This window comes from Paenibacillus sp. V4I7 (genome assembly GCF_030817275.1).
Taxonomy (GTDB): domain Bacteria; phylum Bacillota; class Bacilli; order Paenibacillales; family NBRC-103111; genus Paenibacillus_E.
This window is the reverse complement of the sequence record NZ_JAUSZD010000002.1, coordinates 4,104,589-4,129,794: the sequence shown is the minus strand read 5'-3', so window position 1 is coordinate 4,129,794 and position 25,206 is coordinate 4,104,589. Positions and strand designations below refer to the sequence as shown.

General features: G+C 45.2%; 27 protein-coding genes and 1 riboswitch. Of the genes, 17 read left to right on the top strand and 10 right to left on the bottom strand.

The annotated features are described in order from the left end of the window. Positions 1–9: 9 nt before the first annotated feature. Positions 10–204 (bottom strand): hypothetical protein, encoded by a 195-nt coding sequence (locus QFZ80_RS20290; protein WP_307554747.1) that lies wholly within the window; start codon positions 202–204, stop codon positions 10–12. A 418-nt stretch (positions 205–622) separates the two neighbouring features. Here QFZ80_RS20290 and QFZ80_RS20285 point away from each other — a divergent pair, with 418 nt between their 5' ends. From QFZ80_RS20285 to QFZ80_RS20250, 8 genes are all read left to right on the top strand, one after another. Next, complete coding sequence (locus tag QFZ80_RS20285; RefSeq protein WP_307554749.1) at positions 623–916, top strand: HPr family phosphocarrier protein; 294 nt, start codon at positions 623–625, stop codon at positions 914–916. Between the two features lie 168 nt (positions 917–1,084). After that, positions 1,085–2,092, top strand: a complete 1,008-nt coding sequence (locus tag QFZ80_RS20280) for an LLM class flavin-dependent oxidoreductase (RefSeq protein WP_307554751.1) — start codon at positions 1,085–1,087, stop codon at positions 2,090–2,092. Positions 2,093–2,286: 194 nt separating this feature from the next. Next, positions 2,287–3,825 carry a spore germination protein gene (locus QFZ80_RS20275; protein ID WP_373460128.1) on the top strand — a complete coding sequence of 513 codons (1,539 nt, stop codon included), beginning with the start codon at positions 2,287–2,289 and terminating at the stop codon, positions 3,823–3,825. Then, positions 3,822–4,922, top strand: a complete 1,101-nt coding sequence (locus QFZ80_RS20270) for a GerAB/ArcD/ProY family transporter (protein ID WP_307554753.1) — start codon at positions 3,822–3,824, stop codon at positions 4,920–4,922. Before QFZ80_RS20275 ends, QFZ80_RS20270 begins: the two co-directional genes overlap by 4 nt. Then, on the top strand, positions 4,919–6,040 hold the full coding sequence (locus QFZ80_RS20265; protein ID WP_307560678.1) for a Ger(x)C family spore germination protein: 1,122 nt from the start codon (positions 4,919–4,921) through the stop codon (positions 6,038–6,040). Before QFZ80_RS20270 ends, QFZ80_RS20265 begins: the two co-directional genes overlap by 4 nt. 55 nt (positions 6,041–6,095) lie before the next feature. Further along, a complete protein-coding gene (locus QFZ80_RS20260; RefSeq protein ID WP_307554757.1) occupies positions 6,096–7,196 on the top strand; it encodes a GerAB/ArcD/ProY family transporter in 1,101 nt (366 codons plus the stop codon). Continuing rightward, positions 7,193–8,317, top strand: a complete 1,125-nt coding sequence (locus tag QFZ80_RS20255) for a Ger(x)C family spore germination protein (RefSeq protein WP_307554759.1) — start codon at positions 7,193–7,195, stop codon at positions 8,315–8,317. The genes QFZ80_RS20260 and QFZ80_RS20255 overlap by 4 nt, the downstream gene beginning before the upstream one ends. Before the next feature lie 114 nt (positions 8,318–8,431). Then, positions 8,432–8,653, top strand: coding sequence for a hypothetical protein (locus tag QFZ80_RS20250; protein ID WP_307554761.1), 222 nt, complete (start codon positions 8,432–8,434; stop codon positions 8,651–8,653). Between the two features lie 176 nt (positions 8,654–8,829). On the opposite strand, the gene QFZ80_RS20245 is transcribed toward QFZ80_RS20250, so the two are convergent. Continuing rightward, positions 8,830–9,423 (bottom strand): DJ-1/PfpI family protein, encoded by a 594-nt coding sequence (locus QFZ80_RS20245; RefSeq protein WP_307560676.1) that lies wholly within the window; start codon positions 9,421–9,423, stop codon positions 8,830–8,832. 62 nt (positions 9,424–9,485) lie between these two features. Further along, a riboswitch (ZMP/ZTP riboswitch) is annotated at positions 9,486–9,564 on the bottom strand. A gap of 150 nt (positions 9,565–9,714) precedes the next feature. Between QFZ80_RS20245 and QFZ80_RS20240 the strand changes: the two genes are divergently transcribed. After that, the gene (locus tag QFZ80_RS20240) at positions 9,715–10,188 is read left to right on the top strand and encodes a GlcG/HbpS family heme-binding protein (RefSeq protein WP_307560673.1); all 474 of its coding nucleotides are present in this window, start codon (positions 9,715–9,717) and stop codon (positions 10,186–10,188) included. A gap of 62 nt (positions 10,189–10,250) precedes the next feature. Here QFZ80_RS20240 and QFZ80_RS20235 read toward each other — a convergent pair whose 3' ends face one another. Genes QFZ80_RS20235 through kduI form a run of 4 tightly spaced genes read right to left on the bottom strand, consistent with a single transcriptional unit; the run spans position 10,251 to position 13,476 of the window. Further along, the gene (locus tag QFZ80_RS20235; RefSeq protein WP_307560671.1) at positions 10,251–11,081 is read right to left on the bottom strand and encodes a sugar phosphate isomerase/epimerase family protein; all 831 of its coding nucleotides are present in this window, start codon (positions 11,079–11,081) and stop codon (positions 10,251–10,253) included. Then, positions 11,082–11,834 (bottom strand): 2-dehydro-3-deoxy-D-gluconate 5-dehydrogenase KduD, encoded by a 753-nt coding sequence (gene kduD, locus QFZ80_RS20230; protein ID WP_307554768.1) that lies wholly within the window; start codon positions 11,832–11,834, stop codon positions 11,082–11,084. An 18-nt stretch (positions 11,835–11,852) separates the two neighbouring features. Then, the gene (locus QFZ80_RS20225) at positions 11,853–12,608 is read right to left on the bottom strand and encodes a DeoR/GlpR family DNA-binding transcription regulator (protein WP_307560669.1); all 756 of its coding nucleotides are present in this window, start codon (positions 12,606–12,608) and stop codon (positions 11,853–11,855) included. A gap of 34 nt (positions 12,609–12,642) precedes the next feature. Beyond that, a complete protein-coding gene (gene kduI, locus QFZ80_RS20220; RefSeq protein ID WP_307554772.1) occupies positions 12,643–13,476 on the bottom strand; it encodes a 5-dehydro-4-deoxy-D-glucuronate isomerase in 834 nt (277 codons plus the stop codon). 192 nt (positions 13,477–13,668) lie between these two features. Here kduI and QFZ80_RS20215 point away from each other — a divergent pair, with 192 nt between their 5' ends. Beyond that, positions 13,669–13,833 carry a hypothetical protein gene (locus QFZ80_RS20215; RefSeq protein WP_307554774.1) on the top strand — a complete coding sequence of 55 codons (165 nt, stop codon included), beginning with the start codon at positions 13,669–13,671 and terminating at the stop codon, positions 13,831–13,833. Positions 13,834–14,203: 370 nt separating this feature from the next. Here QFZ80_RS20215 and QFZ80_RS20210 read toward each other — a convergent pair whose 3' ends face one another. Continuing rightward, on the bottom strand, positions 14,204–15,085 hold the full coding sequence (locus tag QFZ80_RS20210) for a helix-turn-helix transcriptional regulator (RefSeq protein WP_307554776.1): 882 nt from the start codon (positions 15,083–15,085) through the stop codon (positions 14,204–14,206). Between the two features lie 134 nt (positions 15,086–15,219). On the opposite strand from QFZ80_RS20210, the gene QFZ80_RS20205 reads away from it, so the two are divergent. The 7 genes from QFZ80_RS20205 (at position 15,220) to QFZ80_RS20175 (ending at position 22,151) form a co-directional block, all read left to right on the top strand. Then, entirely contained in the window at positions 15,220–16,056 is an 837-nt protein-coding gene (locus tag QFZ80_RS20205; protein WP_307554778.1) for a phytanoyl-CoA dioxygenase family protein, read from the top strand. Between the two features lie 100 nt (positions 16,057–16,156). Continuing rightward, positions 16,157–16,540 carry an AraC family ligand binding domain-containing protein gene (locus tag QFZ80_RS20200; protein WP_307554780.1) on the top strand — a complete coding sequence of 128 codons (384 nt, stop codon included), beginning with the start codon at positions 16,157–16,159 and terminating at the stop codon, positions 16,538–16,540. Next, positions 16,504–17,415, top strand: a complete 912-nt coding sequence (locus QFZ80_RS20195; RefSeq protein ID WP_307554782.1) for an AraC family transcriptional regulator — start codon at positions 16,504–16,506, stop codon at positions 17,413–17,415. Before QFZ80_RS20200 ends, QFZ80_RS20195 begins: the two co-directional genes overlap by 37 nt. A 107-nt stretch (positions 17,416–17,522) precedes the next feature. Beyond that, entirely contained in the window at positions 17,523–19,028 is a 1,506-nt protein-coding gene (melA, locus tag QFZ80_RS20190; protein WP_307554783.1) for an alpha-glucosidase/alpha-galactosidase, read from the top strand. Between the two features lie 124 nt (positions 19,029–19,152). Then, positions 19,153–19,470, top strand: coding sequence for a cupin domain-containing protein (locus QFZ80_RS20185; RefSeq protein WP_307554785.1), 318 nt, complete (start codon positions 19,153–19,155; stop codon positions 19,468–19,470). Between the two features lie 77 nt (positions 19,471–19,547). Then, a complete protein-coding gene (locus tag QFZ80_RS20180) occupies positions 19,548–21,392 on the top strand; it encodes a sensor histidine kinase (protein ID WP_307554787.1) in 1,845 nt (614 codons plus the stop codon). A 6-nt stretch (positions 21,393–21,398) separates the two neighbouring features. Then, on the top strand, positions 21,399–22,151 hold the full coding sequence (locus tag QFZ80_RS20175) for a response regulator transcription factor (RefSeq protein ID WP_307554789.1): 753 nt from the start codon (positions 21,399–21,401) through the stop codon (positions 22,149–22,151). A gap of 75 nt (positions 22,152–22,226) precedes the next feature. Here QFZ80_RS20175 and QFZ80_RS20170 read toward each other — a convergent pair whose 3' ends face one another. Genes QFZ80_RS20170 through QFZ80_RS20160 form a run of 3 tightly spaced genes read right to left on the bottom strand, consistent with a single transcriptional unit; the run spans position 22,227 to position 25,130 of the window. Then, positions 22,227–23,291, bottom strand: coding sequence for a TRAP transporter substrate-binding protein (locus tag QFZ80_RS20170; protein ID WP_307554791.1), 1,065 nt, complete (start codon positions 23,289–23,291; stop codon positions 22,227–22,229). Between the two features lie 43 nt (positions 23,292–23,334). Next, a complete protein-coding gene (locus QFZ80_RS20165; RefSeq protein WP_307554793.1) occupies positions 23,335–24,627 on the bottom strand; it encodes a TRAP transporter large permease in 1,293 nt (430 codons plus the stop codon). Further along, positions 24,627–25,130, bottom strand: coding sequence for a TRAP transporter small permease (locus QFZ80_RS20160; protein ID WP_307554795.1), 504 nt, complete (start codon positions 25,128–25,130; stop codon positions 24,627–24,629). The genes QFZ80_RS20165 and QFZ80_RS20160 overlap by 1 nt, the downstream gene beginning before the upstream one ends. Between the last annotated feature and the right edge of the window lie 76 nt (positions 25,131–25,206).

Sequence of the window (25,206 nt, the reverse complement as noted above, 5' to 3'; positions counted from 1 at the left end):
TGTATATGATTAGTTTTGCGGCATACCGGATTCCGCATCCTCGCTCGAATTGTTATCCGTGAATTCCACATAATAATCGACCGTATCTAGCACTTGGCTTAGCTGCCAACGGCTAAAAATAATATGATCTGATGAAATCGCATTATAGATGCTTTCTTGTTTGCTAATTTTAAAACCTCGGTAATTCTCATAAATGGTTCTCATTCTGATCTCTCCCTCACTTGGATGTATATCTTAAACTATCATCAAACGAGCAATTTTGGTAGAGGTGTAAATTGATAGAAATTGTCTATTCCTGACTAATTGCATGTAAATATGGTTAATTGCTTCTTTTCTGTTGTCTATACGGTGTGAATTGTTCTCTACGCGGGTGTTCGTTTAGCCGGAAATACCATTTGCATGTATGTGAGTTATTTCAATTTTAAACGTTGACAGAATCTGGATTAATTCACTATAATCTAAATACGATTAATTTTATCGGAATAATATGAATCAACCAGACAGCTGGAGATGCTTCATCCTAAAGGGATGAATGCGTCTCCTTTTTTCATTCATAAGCCCAAATGCTAATTAATGCTTACGATGAAACTATATCTTATAATACTATCTAGGAGGAATAAGAATGAAAATTGAATGGACTTTTGCGAGGAATAAACCTTGGACGATTGATCTTGTGTTGGATTTTGTGACCATAGCTAATCGGTATTCGTGCAATATTTATGTGGGCGTAAGTGGAAAAATGCTGAATGCAAAGGGTTTACTGGGCATTGTTTCCCTTAGCCTATCACTCGGTAATCAGTCAGTTATTGTCTTGCAATTAGATGGCGTTGATGCTCAAGAAGCATTTGAAAATGTGTCTGTGTACTTACAAAGTACGGATCACAGTATACAAAAGGCCTATTCACATAGTTCGTAGTCGCTTGCAAGCTAGAGCGGGAGTTTATTGTCATGAATATTGAAAATATTGAATCATTCGTCTAAAGATGCCCAATAAGTAGATGCGTAAAGACAGTCGGGAGCCATTCTGGCTGTTTTTTGCTATTCTGTGCTTAAATATGTTACAGTTAAAAGGAGGTGATCGAGCATGTTAAAATTGGGGATTTTGGACCAATCACAAATAGGAGAAGGTCGTAATGCCGCCCAAACGCTGGTTGAAACGACCGTGCTGGCGCAAGAGGCAGATAAACTTGGATATACGCGCTACTGGGTGTCGGAGCATCATGCTTCCGAGGCGCTTGCTCACTCAAGCCCAGAAGTACTTATTGCTCATTTAGCTGCAAAAACGAATCGGATCCGCTTAGGGTCAGGCGGTATTATGATGCCGCATTACAGTGCATACAAAGTTGCAGAAAATTTCCGGTTATTGGAGGCGCTGCATCCGGGAAGGATTGACGTTGGTCTTGGACGTGCGCCTGGCGGCATGCCAATCTCGACGCGAGCGCTGCAAGAGGGGAAATACACGAGCGTAGATCAATACCCGCAGCAAGTTGCTGACTTGACTGGGTATTTATATGATTCGCTGCCTGCAAACCATCGTTTTGCTGCGCTGCACGCGTCTCCAATTATTCCGACAGCCCCGGAAATTTGGCTGCTTGGTTCTTCCTATGACAGTGCCAGCATTGCTGCTGAAAAAGGGGCCGCTTTTGGTTTTGCGCAATTTTTTGGCAATGCGGATTGTGAGCAAGCGCTGCAGATTTATCGCGAGCAGTTCAAACCATCTATTTTGAATGATAAGCCGCATTCACTTGCAGCAGTTCTAGTCGTTTGTGCCGATACGGAAGAAGAGGCGAACGTACTTGCGACGAGTACGGATTTGTTCTTCCTGTCCCTTGGCCGCGGCGCGCTGCTGCCCTCATTCCCTTCCGTTGAAACGGCAATGAATTATCCATACACGGAAGCTGATTTGGCACTTATTCGGGGGCGCCAACACAAACGTATTGTCGGCACACCTCAACAAGTAAAAGCGGAAATTCTCAAGCTGAACGAGGCGTATAAAGCTGACGAGTTTATGGTCGTTTCTCCGATTCATGATGTGGATGCGCGTATTCATTCTTATCGTTTATTAGCCAAGGCGTTTGAGCTGCAAGGGTAAATGTTAGCGTAAAGTGTGGCCGTATGTAAATAGGCTCAATCTTATAAATCAGAAGCAGCACACCGATTAACGGTGGCTGCTTTTTTCTATTGCTAGTGTATCTTTAAGCCGTATTCATTGGCGTACAGCCTTTGTCATGAATACATAATTTTGGATATTTAAAGAAAGAATAGAGGTGAGGGTGGTGAAGTTCGTTGCTATTTTCAAACTGGTTCGGAAGGAAGAAGTATCGTTCGGTTCCAGAGCAAATTAATCAGCCGCCTAGCGACACGATAAGTGCGTCGTTGGCGCAAAATATAACCTATTTACATAGTCAGTTCTGTCAAACTCCCGATCTGGTTGTGCGGCATTTTATGATCAAACAGTCAGGGGATCAAGCGGCGCTAGTCTACTTGAGTGGACTCATAGATAAAAACGCAATCAATAATAACGTGCTTCGGCCTCTGCAATTTGAAACGGGAAGCGGCAATTCGGAATATGGCTTTACGATAAATGTAGGTCAAATCAATCCGTTGTTGTCTTGGCCTCAAATTGAGTCTGCCATTTTGCATGGCAGCAGTATTCTCTTTGTTGGCGGACGAACAGAAGTCTACGCCTTAGGAACGCAAGGGTGGCCGCAGCGGGCAATTGAAGATCCACAGATTGAGGCTTCTTTGAAAGGAGCACATCAAGGCTTTGTTGAAACAGGAAGCCAAAATATTGCTTTAATCCGTCGCTATATTCAAAACCGTGAATTGAAAATAATAGAGCTGACGGTTGGACGGAGAGGGAACAGTTTAGTTTCTATCCTATATTTGGCTGATGTCGCGCATCCTGAGGTACTGAAAGAATTGCAAGACCGGATTCAGCAGCTAGATGTTGATGTCATCATCAACACAGGTGAGTTGGCAGAGTTGATAGAGGACAATCCGTTTTCCCCATTCCCGCAATTTATTACGACGGAAAGACCGGATGCTGCGGCATCACAAATATTACAAGGAAGATTCGCTGTAGTCGTAGATCGTTCACCGAGCGTATTGATCGCTCCGGTGGCATTTATGTCATTTTTTCAGAATATCGACGACTATAGCACACGATGGTCGATTGCTACTTTTATACGGCTGCTGAGGATTTTGGCATTTTTTGTTGCCGTATTTTTGCCGGCATTCTATATTGCTGTCATCTCCTTTAATTTCGAGATCATCCCAGTTAAATTACTTCTGACGATTGGTGAGTTCAGAGGAAGAGTACCATTTCCGCCATTTGTAGAAGCGATCCTCATGGAGGTCACATTAGAAATGATGCGGGAAGCAGGTGTGCGCCTGCCTGCTCCAGTTGGGCAAACCGTTGGTATTGTTGGGGGGATTGTCATCGGGCAGGCGATCGTACAGGCAGGACTCATCAGTAATATCATGGTGATTGTCGTTGCTTTTACGGCCATTGCATCGTTCATCCTGCCCAACTATGATATGGTCGCAGCCGTCCGGCTTATCCGCTTCGGCATGATGATTGCTGCCTCCATGTTTGGCATTGTTGGCATCATTATTGGTTTGATGACGATGATCGGACACCTGATTGCGCTCGAATCGCTTGGAACACCGTACAGTACTCCTTTCGCGCCAGTTCGGTTTGCCGATTGGAAAGATACGTTCGTCCGTTTACCGCTGTGGAAAATGGGCAAGCGTCCTCTAGGCACAAGAGCGACCCAATCGCAGAGGCAAGGATCAAATCGTCCAAAAGGTGATGGGAAATGAAGAAATATGCTTACAATGAGATCACCTCTATGCAATACATTTTTCTGAATAGCGGCATTCAAGTGAGTGTGTTCTTTTTGGCAATGCCGGGAAAATTAGCCGAGAAGGCAGGCACGGATGGCTGGATCGCACTTATCATCGGCTGGGCTATTACGGTTGCAGCAAGCTTGATTGTTATTCAGGTGATGAAAAAGCACCCCGAAGGAACATTGTTTGATCTAATAGCACGATATTTGGGCAAATGGGCAGGCAGGGTGGCTGCTATCTTTTTTGCCCTTTATCTCTTTTACTACGCTTATACTGGGCTCGTTGAGGCGGTTTTGCTCACGAAGGCATGGCTTTTGCCGCAAACTTCGGCATCTACCGTCATGCTATTATTGCTCATTCCCACTTATGTGATTGCACGTAATGGACTTCGCGTCTTGGGCAGATATGCGGAACTTGTTTATATGATCTCTTTGTGGATACCATTTGTATATTTATTTCCGCTCAAGGACGCCCATTGGCTCAATATGGTTCCCTTATTAAAGGAAGGATGGAAGCCTGTATTCTCAGCGGTACCTACTACGTTCTTTTCTTATATCGGATTTGCTACCACGTTTATTTTGTATCCGTTTTTGAAGAACAAACAAAAAGCTTCTAGCGCTATCTTGATCTCCGATACACTGACGATGCTTGGATATTTGTTCATTACTGTTATCTGTTTTGTCTATTACAGCCCAGACGAAATTCAGAAGTACAACGAACCTGTGGTTAATATCTTAGAAGCCATCGAATTTAATTTTGTAGAACGGATGGAAGTGCTGTTTATCGCGTTTTTCTTGCTTATTTTTTCATTAGCGTGGATACCTACTATATACATGGGTGTTTTTTGTACAAGCTGGCTGCTCGGAAAGCAGGATCACCGCAATCATTTGCGGATACTGTGGTTGATCACTGCTCTGAGCACGTTTTTCTTCATACCAACTTTTAATCAGAACGATCGCATGAATGATTTTCTTATTCAGATTGGTATTGGAATCGAATATGTTTTTCCCGGTTGCTTACTCGTATATTTATGGGTGCAAGATCGCTTTCAGTGGGGGAAGCGTTTATGAACAAGCGGCTCCTTCATGCTATACTCATCGCCACGGTTATCGTCATCATTGCGAGCTGCAGTGACAGGTTAGATATGGAAGATGCTACACATGCCTTATTAGTAGGTTTTGATCTCGATAAAGAAAACGAGCTCATTCTATACAGCACATCTCCAGTTTTCAGCAAAAATGTCGAGAAAAAAACGCGTGAACTTAGAGTGAAACCACAGACGAATCGTCAATCAAGAGGAAAACAAGACAGTTATACAGAAGGCGTTTTCCAAGGGAGAAGTATTCAAGTCCTACTACTATCTAAGCGAATATTGCAGCAAGAAAATTGGTTCCAATTAACGGATGTTTGGTTTCGCGATCCGAAAAATCCGCTAACTCCAAGGATCATTGCTTTCGATGGACCTCTCTCTGAAATCATATACCTGAACCCGAAAGATCAGCCGATGCTGCCCATATTGCTGCGGGAAATGGTAGAAACGAAGAACGCCCGATCGGAAACGGTTAAGACGACTTTACAGGGGCTGCACCAACAAATACGTGAAAAGGGTGTCACTCCTATCATCTCTGAAGTTCGATTGAAAGATAAGCAGATTGCGATAACAGGGACGACACTGTTGGATCATAAAGGGAAATATGCTGATTCTCTGAACATGCAGGAAACTATTCTACTGCGCATATTGCAAAAAAATACAAAAAAGAGCGTCAACTTAACAATTCCCATTCCCGGCGAAATGAAGATTGGACCGTTCCATACAGATAAAGTAAGTTTAAACGCGGATGAAATAAAGGTGAAAATCAAGACCTCCTTCCTCAAGGACAAATTTCAGTTCCATATGCACATTACCATGCGCGTTGGACTATCGGAGCTTTTGTTCCCTTTCGACGTACGTAGTCAAGGAAAAGAGTTAGAGAATAAGATTACCGAACAAGTGCAAATGAATTTTGAAAACCTCATAAAGAAAATACAAACGGATAAAATTGATCCGATAGGGCTCGGGCTCTATGCGCAAGCGCATGAATATAGCCATTTCAAGAAAGTGGAAGATCATTGGGGTGAAACGCTGGCCAATGCGGACATTCATGTTTCCGTTAAAACAATCATAGGAGCTATGGGAACAGTGAAGTAACAGCCTTGTATGCATACGATGCGCTTCTTAATAGAAAGCTCTAGGGGGACAACAAGTGAAAAAATATACCTTGAATGAAATCACCTTCATGCAGTATATCCTTCTCAACTTCGGAATGGTTGTGAGTATCGGATTTTTGTCGCTGCCGCGAGTATTAGCCGAACAGGCAGGCACGGCAGGCTGGATTGCGCTCATCATCGTTTGGGTCATCTCCATAGTGGCGAGTCTGATCGTCATACAAGTGATGAAGAGGTACCCAGATGGTACCTTGTTAGATCTATTGTCGATGTACTTGGGCAAATGGGCAGGCAAAGCGGGAGCCGTCCTATTTGCCCTCTATCTCTTTTACTACGGATACACAGGTCTCGTATATACCATATTGATTTCAAAGCAATACCTTTTGCAGCAAACCCCTGATTATATCATTATGCTTCTGCTGCTCATTCCCACTTATGTTATTGTGCGGAACGGACCACGCATATTGGGCAGATATGTGGAAGTGATAATACTCCTATCTCTATGGATCCCCTTCGTTTATTTGATTCCGCTTAAGGATGCTCATTGGCTCCGTCTGCTTCCTGTTCTTAAAGAAGGATGGAAGCCTGTTTTCGCAGCGTTACCATACACTTTATATTATCATATAGGTTTTTCAACCACGTTTATTTTGTATCCGTTTCTCAAAAACAAGCGGAAGGCCGCAGCAGGAATCGTTATCTCGTATACATTGACGATGCTCATGTATTTGTTCATTACCGTTATCTGTTTCGTCTATTTCAGTCCAGATGAAATTCTGGAGTACAACGAACCGACGATCAATGTATTGAAAGCTATCGAGTTTAAGTTTATATCACGGATCGAAGTGCTATTTATCGCGTTTTATTTACTTATCTTTTCATTGTCATGGATACCCACGATGTACATGAGCGTTTTTTGTACAACTTGGCTAATTGGAAAGCAGGACCACCGCAATCATTTGCGGCTGCTTTGGCTTTTCATCGCTGTGGGCACGTATTTCTTCATGCCTACTTTTTTTCAAAGTGAACGGATGAATACTTTGCTTGGTCAGATCGGTTTTGTTGTTGAGTACTTAGTGCCTGGTTGTTTACTCCTGTATGTATGGATACATGATCGTTTGGGGTGGAGGAAGCACTTATGAACAAGCAGCCGCTGTACGTTTTGTTCATTATCATGATGATTGCAATTGTTCCGGGGTGCAGTGACCGGTTGGATCTGGAAGATACCACAAACAACCTAGCTCTCGGTTTGGATCTTGATAATGAAAACAACATGCTTGTATATATGAATAGCCCTGCATATGGCAGAGATATAAAGAAGAAAACACTAGAAGTCCAAGTGAAATCGCAAACAATTCGTCAATCGAGAGAGAAACAAGATGAATTTGCGCCAGGAGTTATTACAGGCAGAAAAGTTCAGGTCATACTTATTGGGAAACGCATCTTGGAACATGAAGACTGGTTTCGGATACTTGACGTCTTCTTTCGTGATATGAAAAATCCATTAACACCCAGAATTATCGCTGTCGATGGATATATCTCCGACATAATATTCCTACATCCGAAAGATCAGCCGATGTTACCTTTAATGTTGCGGGGGATGATCGATACGAAGAGCGCTAGATCGGAAACGGCAAAAACAACACTGCAGCAGCTGCATTGGCAAATGTATGAGAAGGGGGTTACGCCCTATATTTCCGAAATTCAGTTGGACAAGGCCAAACAGATCAGGCTGGTTGGCGTAACGCTTCTGGATCATAAAGGGAAGTATAAAACCTCTCTGAACATAGAGGAAACCAGTTTACTTCAAATATTGAATAAAAACGCCAAGAAGCCTGTTAGCTTTACACTTCCGATTCCTGGTGAAAAGAAGAGCGGTCCATTCCATACAGACCATTTAAGTATATCGGTTCAAGGAATGAAAACGAAAATAAAAACCTCGTTTAAGCAGAACAAGTTTCGGTTCGATATCAACATTAAAATGCCAGCCGGTCTTACTGAACGTTTATTCCCCTTTGATGTACGAAAGAATGGAAAAGAGTTAGAGAAAATGATTTCTGAACATATGCAAAAGCAATTCGATAGCCTCATCAAAAACATACAGAAGCATCAAATCGATCCGATCGGGCTTGGTCTCTATGCGCGGGCCCACGAATATAGTCAATACAAGAAAGTGGAGGATCATTGGGGAGAAGCGCTGTCAAAGGCAGACATTCATGTTTCCGTTAAGGTGATCTTAGGAAGTATGGGGCCCGTGAAGTGACTGATTTTGGAGCGTGTAACCACCTTTTTGACATAAAGTTGATCATGATTGGCAGCAAAAATTTGCGTTTTTCTACTTATGCCTTTACACTTAAAACAAAAATGGAGTGGTGAAATGAGTAAAGGCAGAGTTTGGAACAAGGGTAAACGCAACGGAGGTGGCGGACCAGCGGCTGGAACGGGTTATAAGGAAAAGCTAGCGGCCACCATGCAAGCGGAGGGTAAAACCGTCGAGATTATCGATCTTAAGAATCCGATAAATCAGGTTCAACGTATGAATCGTGAGAATTGGGTCGAGAGGCCCGTTCGTGTTAACCGTGAACAACCTAAAAAATAATACAGATAAGCCTATCCAGACACTTTATGAGTGTTGGGTGGGCTTATTTTATTTTGAAAGTTCCCCCCTGTTGTACAAAGTGCAACAACATGAAAGGGATGAGCGAGTAATTAAACACTTTTCTTTCACACTCTCGTCCAAGGCAAAGTGTAAGCCGTATATTCTCGAGTAGCTTATTACTCCAAATTTACATTTGATAACTGTCCCGCTTGATAGTAAGGGTAATCCATCTTTTGTTGAACTTGCTGTACGAAATGTGAATCCGTAAGCGATTCAATGACGAATAATCCTAAATCAATGGATGCCGAAACTCCGCCGCCGGTAAAAAGATTCCCGTCTCTGACGATTCGTTTTTTAACGACTTCGGAACAGTAAGGCGTCAATAAGTCATAAGCGGAAGGATTGGTGGTTGCCTTTTTTTCATGTAAGAATCCGGCTGCACCTAGTAACAACGCACCTGTACACACAGAAGCTTTGTAAGTCACTTTAGCTGAGGTTTGGAGCCAAGTGATGAAGGCAGAGTCGAATCTAAGGCTTCTCGTTGAAAATCCGCCAGGTACAAACAGGAGATCATATCCTGATAGGTCGGGATAGACATGTCTTGCCTTTACAGTTAAGCCTCGGTCGTCCGTAATTTCCTCCTTATTGGAGCAAAAATCCCAAGTGACGTTCTCTTTGGCTCCCAAAATGCCCATCCATGTGATAGCTTCAAAGAAGCCAGCGAAGTCTAACGTGGTCATTCCATCGAATAGTACGAATGCCATTTTCATACACAGCCACCTGACCTTTCAATTGTCATAAAAGCACAAAAAAGCATTTGATTAAGGATCAAATACTTTGCCCAGGCGTACGGCTGTTAGCAATGTGCTCCCTCATGGTTATCCATGTTTACGCCAGTCACACATCGGGTTGATTTCTATAATCTTACAATTACTCGCACCGAAATTCAATATCTTTTTTCAAGTGACGACCATGACATAAACCTTTCACGTCCCCATATGAATGGAAGAGGCGTTTGTTGCGTACGTCATAATGGCCGACAAGCTGGGAGGGAATGACTTATGAAATCGGTGTTTAAGCTTGAAGTAGAGGAAGCGAGAGTCATGATCGCAGCAGGCATACAAGCGGCAATAGAAGCGAATACAGCCGAAACGATATGTATCGTAGACGATGGCGGGTATCTAATTGCGTTAGAAAGAATGAATGGCGCTCGCAATACGAGCCCGGAAATCGCCATAGCTAAGGCTTTTACAGCTAGCGGTCACAGGCGTTCTACGCATTTGTTTAATCAGCCAGGTGGCCCAGCAACCATCCATGGTGAGGCATTTGGTATTCATGCAATGATGCCGGGTAAATTTGCCATTTTCGTCGGTGGGCTTCCGATTGTGGTGAACGGGAGTGTCATTGGAGGAGTCGGTGTAAGTGGAGGAAATGGAGAGGATGATATTGCGGTGGGGGTTGCGGCGTTAAAGGCGCTGCAGTCTTATTTGGGTAACGCGTATGAAGTCATGACAGAGCCTGATATAAAGAAATAGACATCATTTCAAATAGGAAAGCCCCAGTCCCTCAGATGATAGAGAGAACGGGGCCAATTTCCTTAACTCAAAAGGCTTCTTACGTATTGAATGGTTTCGTCAATCGTATCATCCGCAAGTTGTTCTAAAGAGATGTCGATCCCCGGTTTTACCCGGTGCAGCTTCTCTAAGAACGTTTTTGTTTGGAAAATACCCTTACCAGATCGTACCTCTTGCCGTTTGTTGTTCTGAATGACAACATCCTTAAGATGGGCAAGGACGATACGATCACCGAAAGCAGCAAAGGCTTGATCCAGGAAAACTTCTTGTGCCTCAACAGCAGTAGGTGGCATTAGATTCACTGGATCAAACACAACCCCCAGATTACTGGAAGGAATCTCATCCAAAATTCGAACCATTTTCTCAGTACTAGATAACGTGTGAGTGAATACGGGTTCGAGTCCGATGAAGACACCCCAACGCTCAGCTTCCTCTGCCAATTCTTCAACTGTTTGCTTGAGGATTGCCCAACCAATGGCTTCATAACGTTCGGAATCCTGCGAAAGGTAAGTCGTTAGGTCAGCTGTTTCCGTCGCAACGATAGAGGTACCAAAGTCTCTGGCGAAACGCAGATGCTCTTTGAACCGGTTGATTTCATGACGCCGCTGCTGCGGATCTGGATGAATCGGATTGATATAACAGCCAAGCACGCCAATCCGAATACCAGCACGATGGAATTGCTCGCCAATGTGGTTGGCCAGAGCAGGGCTGAGCCTACCGAGGCTGGTGTCAATATCACTAATCGCTTTGCTGAGTGCCAGTTGAACGAAGTCAATGCCTCGTCCGCTTAGCTTCTCTGTTAATTGCTTCAATGGAAGATGGCCGGCAGCATGGGCTAACGTTCCGATTCCCATCTATCTAGCCATCCATCCGCCGTCCACGCATAGTACGTGTCCGTTCATATAATCCGACGCATTCGATGATAAGAAAACAACAGGACCTTTCAAATCCTCTGGTGAGCCCCAACGGCCTGCCGGAATTCGATCTGTAATGGATTGTGTGCGTTTTTCATCTTTGAGGATAGGAGCTGTATTATTGGTCGTCATGTAACCAGGAGCAATGGCATTGATCTGGATACCTTTCCCGGCCCACTCGTTCGCTAATGCTTTAGTAACACCAGCGATAGCATGTTTACTCGCAGTGTAGCCAGGAACATTAATGCCTCCTTGGTAGGTCAGCATAGAAGCGATGTTCACGATTTTGCCGCTGCCGCGCTCAATCATGTGACGGCCAATCAGCTGGCATAAGAAAAAGGCAGAGTTCAAGTTCAGATCAATGACATCATGCCAATCTTGACGTCCATGGTCAACTGCCGGCGTACGTCGGATGATTCCGGCATTATTGACGAGAATATCGACGCCGCCGTAGATGCCGATGGCTTTGTTTACCACATCCTCAAGGATGTCTTCGTTGCTAAGATCAGCTGCGATCAGCTCGGCTTTGCCGCCTAATGCTCGGATGGCTTCTACCGTTTGTACGCTTTCGGAAGAGGATACGGCAATGACTTTTGCGCCTGCTTCAGCAAGGCCAATGGCCATCGCTTGACCAAGACCGCTGGAAGCGCCGGTTACGAAGGCTGTTTTGCCTGTTAAATTAAAAAGTGTCATGAAGGATACTCCTTTTCACTATTGAGTTACGATCTGGATGCCAGCCTCACGGTACTGCTTGGCAATATCAGCGGGTAGGGCACTGTCTGTTAGGATCATAGCCACTTCGGACAAGGCAGCGAACGTACGTAAGGCACACTGTCCGAATTTGTAATGATCGGCAACGCCATACACCGTTGCACTGTTTCTAATCAATGCACGTTTATAATCGGCATGATCACTCGTGTAGATGGTAAAGCCGTGCTGTAAATGAACACCAGTGGCAGAAATGAACGATTTCTGAATGTTGAGCTTATTCACATATTCCACGGCTTCAGGACCTGCGAGCATGTTGCGCAGACGGTAGCCGCCTGGAACAACCAGCCGAATTTCTTCCTTATGCAAGAGCTCGGAGATAATAAATAAATCGTTCGTTACAACAGTAAGCGGCTGATTTTCCAGCCGCCTAGCAATTTCAAGGGTTGTGCTGCCGCCATCGAGGGCAATAATATCTCTTGGTTGAATGTATCGCAGAGCAATCGTCGCGATTTCGGATTTCTGATCGGCATGCTTAATGATCGGCTCTTTCGTTGAAAGTATGCCGAGCTGATCACTTTGAGCGAGCATCGCTCCGCCATGAATGCGGACAAGCAGCCCTTTTTCTTCGAGTTTGGCCAAATCTTCGCGAATCGTTTTACCTGTAACGTCCAGCCGTTCGCTAAGCTCGTTAACGGTTACTTCTTTCTGTGCCAGAAGTATTTCCATAATGGTTTCATATCTGCGTAGAGGGTTCATCGGTTGTCATCCGTTTCTAAATTGAGGTTACCGACTATTTTAAATCTTTCATGGCCACGGCGTCCATATCATCAAAAATTTGATTTTCGCCAGCCATGCCCCAAATGAAGGTGTAATTGTTCGTGCCAACACCGCTATGAATGGACCAGCTTGGGGAAATGACAGCTTGCTCATTGCGCATAACTACGTGACGTGTTTGCTGCGGCTCACCCATCATGTGGAACACAACCGCATCTTCCGGCATGTCAAAGTAGAAATAAACTTCGGAACGACGATTGTGTGTATGAGAAGGCATTGTGTTCCACATATTGCCTGGCTTCAGAAGCGTCATACCCATAACGAGTTGACAGCTTTTTACGCCGCCTGTGTGGATATATTTGTAAATCGTACGCTCGTTAGAAGTATTGATGCTACCTAAGTGAGTAGGAGTAGCTTCGCTGATGGCGACTTTTACCGTTGGATATGTTTGGTGAGCAGGTGTTGAATTAAAGTAGAATTTCGCTGGATCTGCAGCGTTATCACTAGCAAACGTAATATCCTTCGCGCCAAGACCAATATAGATGCAATCTTTGGAATCCATGTTATACACCGTTCCGTCAACTGTGATCGTACCTCTGCCACCAACATTAATGATTCCGATCTCGCGGCGCTCTAAGAAATAATCAGCAGCCATTTCTTTCTTGTCAGCTTGCAGTTGAAGTGAGCCAGTAACAGGAAGCACGCCACCAATGATGAAACGGTCAACGTGGGAGTAAACCAATTTAATTTCATTAGGTGAGAACAAAGCGTTAATTTGAAACTCAGCTTGCAGGCGTTCAGTGTCAAATTGCTTTACTTCATTCGGGTGTGATGCGTAGCGGATATCCATCGGTTAATCTCTCCTCAAATTTGGTTTATTTATGTTGATATGTGTTCATATAGGTTTAATTTACTCCAATAAGGGGGTTTAGGCAAGAGTTTTTGGACCTATGTTTTAAAAGTTTCTATTTGGGTGAATAAAGTATGCGGAATAAGTAAACAACTATCCATCAGTTAGGTTAATACCTAGGAGGTTAAGTACATGGACAAGAGTCACAATTACGATCGTATAAGTAATGATGCGAATCCCACCAAACCTGGTGAAGAAGCTATATCATCGACAGACATGGTCAGTGAGGCCGTAGAGGAAATCATGGATAATATTAAAAAGGCGTTTTCGACCAGCGATCCCGATGATCGCGATTAGGACGTGGAAGAGCTTCTCCGGAGGAGGGGAGAGCGCTGAAAAGGACCTTGTTGTCTACGTGTGTTTGTGTAGATGACAAAGGTCCTTTTTCATTTAGGGTTAAGGTAAGGCGACGAAGTTTAGGCTAAAGTATTGTATTTTTTGCAACATTCGGTTGGAAAACGCTTGATTAGCTTGCCTAAAGTTGTAAAAAGTAAACTTTACACGGATAAGTATGCGAATGGTTCAGTATTACATCACTTAGGCGGAAATTACTTTGCATCAACCTTATAAACACTCTCAACCAAGGGCGGCGTAAGCCGTTTATTTTCATTGCACTCAATTAAATGGAGATTCTCCCTACGCTCTGTTGAAGCATTCGGACTACTCGCTAGCGTGCATCATTTCGGACAGTTTGATTCATTCTCCATTGGATCGGGGTCATGCCTGTGATGCGTTTAAACACGGTGGCAAAATGTTGACTGGACGCGTAACCCAACTCATTGGCAATCTTTGTTACTGTATCCGTGCCTTCAGTCAACAGTCCGCAAGCATTTTTAATTCGTGCACGTTCAATAAATACCATTGGCGGGAGCCCTGTGTATTCCTGGAAGGTGCGGAAGAAGTGGGAGGGACTGATTCGGACAAAATCAGCCATTTCTTCGATGGCGGGGCGCCATTGCGGATCTTCCGCGATCCGCCCAACCAGGGCATCCAATTGACGTAATAGATCGTCAGCGAGTGAAACCATTTGTTGACTAGGCTGAAGAATTCGAAGCAGCATCCCAAGCAGTGCTTGACGGGTAGCGGAGGTTCGTAATGGATTGTTGGAATTAATCGCATTTCGCAGCTGTCTAATGTCGTCAACGGATTGCAGTCCAGTGTGGGTAACTCTGGGCAGCGCCTCGAGTGCCTGTCTGAAGCATTCACTCTCGTCTTGCGGCAAGCGCAACCAGTTTTCTGAATGCGGTGGTGTGATGATGAACCACCAGAATCGGCTGGGCTCAATCACGTTGAAGCGCCCGCGATGAACCTCGCCAGGACTTGTGTGAAACACGTCACCTGCTTTTGTCTCATAGACGTGCCCATCCAGCTCCCAGCTGGCTTTACCGCGTTCAACCAAAACGAATTCATATCCGTCATGCTGATGATAGGAAAGGGGCAATGCCGACCTAATCTCATCGAAGCCGAAAAGGAGAAGCTCCGGAACTCCTGGTATGCGATTTTCCGTATTGATGTCATAAGTCCAGCGTGGACTTAGTTTCGTAGGCAAGGGGGAGGTCCTCCTCTACGTTCGGATGTTCTTATTTGTCTTATATGTTTCTTATACTACTTTGTAGCTATGTGAACGTCAATCAACCAGGAATTAAGTATGATGAAAGTAAGACGTAAAAGGAGGAATTTACGATGACTTTGCAAGCAGATAGAACATACAAAATTACGGCTCAGGATAAGGATACATTCAATCGCGACGGTTACTGGATATCTCCGAAGTTGCTGGATGATGATCAAATCGAACGGTTGCGACTTGCGCATGAGCGGGTTTGGACTGGCGATTACGATGGTGATGGGCTACCGATGAACCATTATCGTCCAAACTCGAACCCTGATGCATTACGCAAGCTAGATAATGGATGGTGGATCAATGACGAGATCCGAAGAACCGTCACGGATCCGTTTATAGGTGAACTTACAGCCGATTTGCTGGAGACCGATGAAATTCGGCTATGGCACGATCAAGTTATTTATAAGCCAGGTGTCGGCGATAAAGAGACGAAGTCTGGCAACGTTGGTTGGCATCAGGACTATGGCTACTGGCAATGCTCCAGCCATCCGAATATGGTAACCGTATGGATCGCGCTGCAGGACACGGATCTAACCAACGGCGGAATGATGACCATTCTCGGCTCTCACAAGTGGGGACTAATACCTGATAGCAATTCGTTCTTCGATCCGAACATGGAGGAGCTTAGGAACAAATATGCGGCAGGTCGCGAATGGGTCGAGGAGCCCTGTATTCTGAAGGCAGGTCAGGCAAGCTTTCATCACGCTCTTACGTTCCACGGGTCCGGCGCGAACAAAACAAATGAGCCTCGTATGTCTGTTGTTGCGCATCTGATGCCGGGCGGTACAAGCTACCGCGCGGGCGTGCAGCGTCATGACAATTCCCGTCTGTTGGGACCGCGCCCTTATCACGGTCAAGCTTTTGCAAATGAGTATTTTCCAGTTTTGTTTAAACGATAATGAAGGCGCAAAATCCCTTCCATACGAGGGGATTTTCTTTTTACCTACAGGCGGTTACAATTGCCTTAATGACGACACAGCTATTCTGGAGATGAAGTACATGGCGAATCCATTAGAACATCTTAGTTTTAATCATATCGGTTCCGCTACGGTCGGTACGATTGTATATCCACCTGGTGGCAGATATGGTCCTCGCATCCAACCAGATATTCAACTCGTTTTTTTACATACTGGTTCTATGGAAGTGGCCATTGATGGCGTACACTTCCGACTGGAGCCCGGCAATGTGGCACTTCTAAAGCCTGGGCACATCGAGTATTTTACATTTGCGGATGAACAAGACAGCTGGCATCGTTGGGTGGCCAGTTACCACTTCGCGCGATTGGTGAAGCAGCAAACAGGTAATACCCCTTCAGAAATAAGGATCTTGGGGGAAAGGAGATTCCCATGCAGAATAGCGATAGTCTTTTCCCCGCCTTTTTGACCGAGCATCACTGCCATCCTCAGGTGATGGCGTATTATTTTAAACAATGGCAAGGCTTCTATATGCCCTTTCATCGCCATGATGCGGTAGAAATCATGTATACCATTCAAGGTTCCTGCGACGTTGAAATCCAAACTCTGCCTACACAGATCGAAAGTGTTAGTCTCAAAAAGGGAGAGTTCATTATTATGGACGCAAATGTCTCCCATCGATTGATCGTTGACGAGGCTGCCCCCTGTAGAATGCTAAATGTAGAGTTCCGCTTTATCCAGCAAAAGGGTGTGTTTCCATCGATTCTTCAGCTGGCCGCAGAAGACAAGCTATTGGCTTCTCTACTGGGGGTAAAATCTCCATATTTGGTATTGCGCGACCCCGATGAGGTTTACCACATTATGAAAAGCTTGGTGCTTGAACTGGATAAAGCTGCTGCCAAAAGTGAAACAATGGTTCAATTGCTCATCGCTCAACTGCTCATTCGTATTGCGCGTCTTAGGCGAGAAGCAGCAAGCAGCGGCATGGCGCAAAGTGAGTGGTATGTGAAACAGAGCATGGATTATTTGCATCAGAACTATGACCGCGACATTCAAGTGAAGGATATTGCCGGAGCTGTAAATTTACATCCCGGGTATTTACAGCGGATTTTCAAATCGTTAACGGGGCAAACTCTTATGGCTTATTTAACTGTGATTCGAATGGAAAAAGCCAAAATGCTGCTGCTTGAAACCGATGTGCCGATTTCTGAAATATGCGATTATATCGGGGTAGGGAGCCGGCAGTATTTTCATATGCTTTTCAAAGACTATACAGAGTTAACCCCTACAGAATATCGTAAATCAATGGATACTCATAAGTCGGATTATCCAGAAAAAAGTTAGGATTTTTGACAAATCACCTCCGATGAAGTTAGGAATTTGATAACGTTTTCTCTTTCGCGCTTGATACAATGTGAATTGTAGACTAAACGATAGAGAGGGCGATAGATATGTCATTTAAGGTAGCTTTTATTGGAGCAGGGAGTATTGGATTTACACGCGGATTACTTCGAGACTTGTTAGCAGTATCTGAATTTCACGATATTCAAGTCGCTTTTACTGACATCAATCAACATAATTTAGATATGGTTACCGAACTGTGCCAAAGGGATATACGAGAAAATGGATTGAACATAGAGATTCAAGCAACTACAGATCGTAGAGAAGCTTTGAAAGATGCGAAGTATGTCTTATGTACGATTCGTGTGGGAGGTCTGGAGGCTTTTGCCACCGATGTGGATATTCCGCTGAAATACGGCGTTGACCAATGTGTGGGCGACACGCTGTGTGCAGGCGGCATTATGTATGGTCAGCGGGGCATTTCAGAAATGCTTCGCATTTGTCAGGATATTCGAGAAGTGGCGGCGCCTGATGTGCTGTTGTTAAATTACGCGAATCCGATGGCCATGCTGACTTGGGCTTGCAACAAGTACGGTGGTGTGAGGACGATTGGTCTGTGTCACGGTGTTCAGCATGGACATCAACAAATTGCGGAAGTATACGGTTTGGAGAAAAAGGAAGTAGACATTATTTGCGCAGGTATCAATCACCAAACTTGGTATGTACAGATCCGTCACAACGGTCAGGATTTGACGGGCGGTCTGCTTGAAGCTTTCGAGAACCATCCGGAGTTCACGCGTACGGAGAAAGTGCGTATCGACATGCTGCGCCGCTTTGGCTACTATAGTACAGAATCAAACGGACATCTGAGCGAGTATGTGCCTTGGTACCGAAAGCGTGCTAGTGAAATCCAAGATTGGATCGACATGGGCAGCTGGATCAATGGAGAAACAGGCGGTTATCTGCGTGTTTGTACGGAGGGGCGCAACTGGTTCGAAACGGAGTTTCCGAACTGGATGAAGGAAAAGCCATTTGTTTATGCAGCTGAGAAGCGCAGTGAAGAGCATGGCTCCTATATTATTGAGGGTCTTGAGACAGGACGCGTGTATCGCGGACATTTCAACTTAGTCAATAACGGTGTCATCTCGAATCTGCCTGATGATGCGATTATCGAAGCGCCAGGCTATGTAGATCTCAACGGCATCTCGATGCCGCATGTTGGGGACCTGCCGCTTGGACCAGCAGCGGTTTGCAATGTAAGTATTTCCGTGCAGCGGCTTGCAGTGGAAGCTGCTGTGCATGGAGATGATAAGCTGCTTCGTCAAGCGTTTATGATGGATCCGCTCGTAGGAGCCGTTTGTAATCCCAAAGAAATATGGCAGATGGTCGATGAAATGTTGGTCGCACAAGAGTCATGGCTGCCGCAATATGGCACGGCTATTGCCGAAGCGAAACAACGTCTCGCAGCTGGGAACCTCGTTCCAACGCGCAGCTATGAAGGTGCAGCACGCTTGAAGGTGAAAACAGTGGAAGAAATGCAGCAGGATCGTGAAGCTGCGAATAAAAATGCAGGTGAAGCGGACAAAGGGAAGGATCGCGCAGCTGTTAACTCTTAATGTTCGTTTAGATTCAAGTATGTTCATTTAGGTGCTTTTCATATATAATTAAAAAGTAAGTGAAGGACCGCTTGCGGTCCTTTTATTTTTCGTTGGTCGTTTAATTATGAAAGGGGAAAGTCAGATGTCTAATATTGGCGTATGGGAAGCAGCCGAGCCAGGCGTTCAGCGCTGCATTCTGAAAGCTGAGGTTGGTTTGATGATGATGGAGGTTCATTTCGAGCCAGGAGCCATTGGTTACCAACACAGTCATGTGCATGAACAAATGTCCTATTGCTTAAAAGGGAAAATTGAGTTTACCATAGATGGTGTGGTGACCGTTATCGAGAAAGGCCAGACGGTATACATACCAAGTAACGCCAAGCATGGTGTTACAGCATTAGAAGAATCAGCCTTATTAGATGTCTTCACACCGATTCGCGAAGATCTTGTAAAACGGTAACCAGTTGCTTTATGCAGCTGGTTTTTCTTTCCTACGCATTGAATGCGTTTACAAATTCGGCGGAATGGAGGCTAAACATGAGTAGAAGAGGCCGTAGAGCTTGGATCTGGTTCTATAGAAGCTTGTTTTTGCGTGATCGTCCACTGACAGTGAAACTGCTCGTCTATTCGGCTATGCTGGTTGTCATTCCGCTGCTTGTGGTTGGACTGATTTCTTACCAGAAATCATCCGAAGTGCTGCGTGAGGAAGCCAATTTGAGTAACAAGCAAATCATTGAGCAAGTCAAGCTGCATATTGAATATTATATTCGAGATTTCGAGATCGACTCGATTCGCATGCAGAATCATCCTTCGATGCAGCAGTTTCTTAGGATGACAAGCGAACAGGAGGTGAAGAATTCAGGCATCCGCGAGCCGATGATGCAGCTTTTGAACGATACTGCTTACTCTCGATCCGACATCTCTCGGATCATGCTGGTTATGGAAAACCAGACGGTCTTAGATACAAGCATGAACAAAAATGTGACCCCGGCGCTGCAATTAATCCAGGAGCCATGGTTTGCCAGTGTACCCTCCAACAGTGATATTATGTTGATCATCAGACCGCCTTCTCAACGCTACGAGCTGGAATATGTGCCTGTTCTCTCCATCGTGAAGCGCTTAGTAAGTCCACTTACCTTAGAACCCGTTGCAACGTTAATTATGGAGGTCAACTTCAAACGGATTCAAGAGATTGCTGAACGAGTTACAATTGGCCGAACAGGGTATTTATCTATTCTCGACTCCTACGGGCGCTATATTTATTCACCTGAGTACACGGATATTGGTCGTTTGTCGGCTTGGGATCAGCTAGAATGGATTTTACAGCAGGAAAGCGGTTCTTACCAAGCGCAAACAGGAGATAAGCCTTTCTACACCTTCAGCCTGTCATCCTATTTAAATTGGCGGTTGGTGACGACGATCCCTGAAGAAGAATTGACACATGGAACCGAGTATATTCGACGAACGATTTGGTGGACGGTCCTTGCCACATTATTGATTGCCTATTTGATTGGGATTGGTTTTGCTACGAGTATCGTTCGACCTGTAAGGGCGCTGCAATTTTTCATGAAAAGAGTGAAAGAGGGCGACTTCCTGGCTCGTGTGGATATCGAATCCAAGGATGAGATTGGGCAGCTTACGAACGATTTTAATAAAATGGTCGAAAAGCTCCAGGTACTTCTCGATGAAATTTACTACTCTCAGCTCCGCGAGAAGGATCTTCAGCTGCGCCAAAAAGAGACAGAACTGAAAGTACTGCAATCGCAGGTTAATCCGCACTTTCTCATGAACGCTTTAGAAACAGTGCGTGGGATGGCACTGGAAAAGGATATGACCGACATCTCTGTGCTCGTTGCTTCCCTTGCTCGTCTGCTGCGTTACAATTTGAATCATGCTGGGGCAACGATCTCGTTGCAGCAGGAAATTCAGATATGCGACATGTATTTGCGGATTCAGAAATATCGATTTGACGATAAACTCACCTATGAATTCCAGATCCCTGAATGGGCAGAAGGACAAATCATCGCTAAGTTCGCTTTACAGCCCTTGGTTGAAAATTGTGTCATTCATGGATTTGAAACAAGCGCACAACCTGTTCATATTGTCATTTCAGCTGCTCAATTAAATGATCATCAATTTGTTGTTGAGATTCAGGATAGCGGTATTGGCATTCCGGCTGCCAAACTCCGTGTCTTACAGCTCGATTTACTGCAGAAGGACATGATTACAGCGGTATCACAGATCGGCATCGTCAATGTACATCGGCGTATCTCTTATCTGTTTGGTGAGGCCTATGGTCTAGAGCTAGAAAGTGGCGCAGATGCAGGAACTCTGGTGAGAATTAAGCTGCCGCTGAAGCCTCACGGAGAGGAAGGGAGGTAGGAGATCATGTACAAAGTCATTCTCGTGGACGATGAAAGATGGGTTCGTGTCGTGCTTCGGAAAGCCGTGGAACAAACAAAGCTTCCATTCGAAATCGTGCAGGAATGCGCGAACGGATTGGAGGCGATAGATGCACTGCAGAAGCATAAAGCTGATTTGGTTATCTCGGATGTAAAGATGCCGATCATGGATGGCATTGCTTTGGCGGAGCAGATGACGCAGATGTTAGCCAATTTAATCCTAGTGAGCGGGTATGACGATTTTCAGCTAGCTCAGAAAGCGATACGCTTTGGGGTGAAGGACTATCTGCTGAAGCCTGTTGAAATGGAGGCAATGGCAGATTGTTTGGGACGATGGATGCAAGACCGGGTAACGAAGACCGCGAGGAGGTTCGTGGATTCCCCGCTAATCGGAACGGACGAAATGTCAGCCATTGAACAAGTGCAGCAGTTTATCGGCTCGAACTTATCCAGAGATATCAGCTTAACGGATGCCGCAGCTCTGGTCCACTTGAACCCCAGCTACTTAAGCCAGCTCTTTAAGCAGCAAACGGGAGGCAAGTTCGTCGATTATGTCATTGAAATGCGCATGGAAGAAGCGAAGAAGCTGCTTATAATAACGTCTTTACGTGTTTCTGAGATCGCGGAACGGCTTGGTTATGGGGATATTTCTTACTTCAGCAGTACGTTCAAAAAGCTGATCGGCTGCTCCCCGTTGGAATATAGGAAATCTGGCGGTAGGCTCGATGAAGCGAAATGAAGTCAAATGAAAAAGGACACCTGAGGGGGAGATTGTACCCCTTAGAATGTCCTTTTTTTACTTTGTTTTGAATGGCTATTTTCTAGCTTTCTCGATAGCTTCTAACGTTTCTTTGTAGTCGTTGCGGTACTTCTCGATAACAGGCTTTACAGCATTTTGCCATGGCCCCAGGTCAGATACGTCTGTAATCGTAACTCCCGCCGCTTTCACTTTGGCTTCGGAATCCTTCTCGAATTTATCCCATTCTGCTTTTTGCGTTTTGACGGATTCAATAGCAGCTTTTTTAATAAGTGCTTTATCATCAGCTGACAGCTTATCCCAAGCTACTTTAGAAATCAAAAGGACTTCAGGCACTCGTTGGTGCTGGTCAAGAATGAGATTTTTGGCTTGTTGAAAATGATTGGATGAGAAGTAGCTTGGATAGTTATTCTCAGCGGCATCGATGACACCTGTTTGCAGAGCATTGAAGACGTCTCCATAAGGCATAGGAGTTGCATTCGCACCAAGTGCATTCATGAGATCAATGTTGACCTTGTTTTGAATAACGCGTATTTTGAGTCCTTTCAGATCGGCGATGCTTTTAATCGGCTTCTTGGAATAGAAATGACGAGCCCCTGAGCTGTAATACGCCAGTCCTTTCATTCGTGAAGACTCTAAGCTATCGAGCAGCTTCGTTCCTTGCTCACTTTCTAGAAATTTCCATTGATGATTATCATTATCGAAAATGTAGGGCAAGCTGAACACTTCATACTGCTTGTTGAACCCGCCAAGTGCTCCCGTACTGACTCGTGTGAATTCAATTGCACCAAGTTGAACTTGCTCGATCACAGCCTTCTCCTCACCGAGCTGGGAGGCAGGGAATACATCGATTTTGATGCGGCCATCCGATGCTTGATTGACAAGTTCGGCGAATTTCTTATCGCCTAGCGTCGTTGGGTAGTCTGCGGGGTGTGTCTCAGCTAGACGGAAATTTAATTTAGGACCATCAGCTTTCTTCGTCGCTGCTGCAGGGCTCGCGGCTCCAGGAGTCGTTGTTGAACCGCTATTCGTCGGTGTGCTGCCGCCACCGCAAGCTGCAAGCAAGAGACTAGTACCAATCACAGTACTTAGAGCCGTGATGTATTTTCTTTTCATTTTCATATCGAATATTCACCCTTTTTATCGTATTAGTTGCGTTGTTTCCTTATTTCATTAAGTTAGGAAGCCACATGACAAGCCCCGGTATATAGGTAAGTATCATGAGCACGACACACATGACATAGAAGAACGGCATCATGGCTTTGGTGCCTTCAGAAATCGAAATATTTCCAATCGCAGAGCCTACAAAGAGAACGGTTCCGACAGGCGGTGTCAGCAGTCCAATGCCTAAGTTTAACATCATAATGATGCCGAAGTGAACAGGATCCATGCCTAGGGTCGTCACGACAGGAAGTAAAATAGGCGTCATGATTAAGATGAGTGGAGCCATATCCATCGGTGCCCCCAGTAAGAGCAGCAAGACATTGATGATCAGCAAAATGACAATAGGGCTGTCTGTGATGCCCAGCATCCAATCCGTTAACATGCCGGGAACTTTGAGAAAGGCAAGTACCCAGCTGAAGGTAGCGGAGGCAGCTATCAGGAAGAGCACCATCGCTACGGTCCGGAATGTACGTTGGAGAATGATCCACATCCGGCTTATGGGAATATCTCGGTACACTAGAAAGGTAAGAATAAAAGCGTATAGACAAGCTAATGCGCCGCTTTCTGTAGCCGTAAACCATCCCGTGAATATACCGCCTAAAATGATAACGGCTGTCAGAAGGGAAAGCAGACCATCGCGTACAATCTTCGGAATTTCTCGCACGGGAACAGCTTCACTCTTCGTATAACCGCGCTTGATGGCGATAATATAACTCGTGATCATAAGGGAGACACATAGGATCAATCCCGGAACTATGCCCGCTAGGAAAAGGGAAGCGATGGAGATTCCACCACCAGCCGCTAGGGAATAGAGCACGAGGTTGTGGCTTGGCGGCACAACGACGCCTTGAATGGCGGCAGAGACTGTAACGCCAACTGCGTAATCGGTGTCATAGCCCTTTTTCTTCATCATCGGAATCATGACAGAGCCGATGGAGGAGACGTCAGCAATGGCTGATCCGGAGATGTTCCCGAAGAACATACAGGCGACACAGTTGACCATGGCCAAGCCTCCGCGTATGCCTCCAACGAGAACTTGAGCGAGATTGATGAGCCGCAGTGCCATCTGGCCTTCACTCATAATTTGCCCGGCAAGAATAAAAAACGGAATGGTCAGGAGGGAGTAAGAGTTCATTCCCTGAATCATCGTTTGTCCCACGGTTGCCAGCGGAACTTTCAAGTAAAGTAGGGTGAGCAATGAAGACCCTGCTAAAGCCAATGAGATCGGAAAGCGGAGGACGATCAGACCAACAAAGGTGATAGTAAGGATGAGAATAGCGATGGTCGGATCCATTATTCGGGACCTCCTTCTTTTATATGTTTATGCCGCTTCGTCTCGATACCAAACAACTGCAAGAGCGCGTAGGCACAGGTCATGACGCCGGTTATCGGCATGATGACATACAGCGTGCTGTTAGGCAGGCCCGTCGCTGGTAATTCTGATTCATTCATCATGACGGTGAAGTCCCATCCAAAATAGACAAGATAGGCACCAAAGGCGAGAATAACAACCTCGATGACTTTATCAAGAACTTTATTGATGGAGGCTGGAAGCTTGTGAGTGAAGGAATCGATGCCCAAATGCAGCTTCTCACGAAAGCCTATCGCAATGCCCATGAAGGAAAACCAGACAAGAAGCAGCATCGTCACTTCCTCCGACCAGAAGAAAACGAAGTCAAACAGCTTGCGGGTCATGACCTGTACGGTGACGATGATGATCATACTAAGCAAGCCGATGAGGGCGGCAGACTCGATAAATGAATCGATACCGAGAGCAATTTTTCGAAGTATTCTCATTGTAATGCGGACCTCCTCTCTCTTTTTGTAAGTGCTTTCATTTGTGTGACTTAAGTATATCGCTCCTTTCGACCCA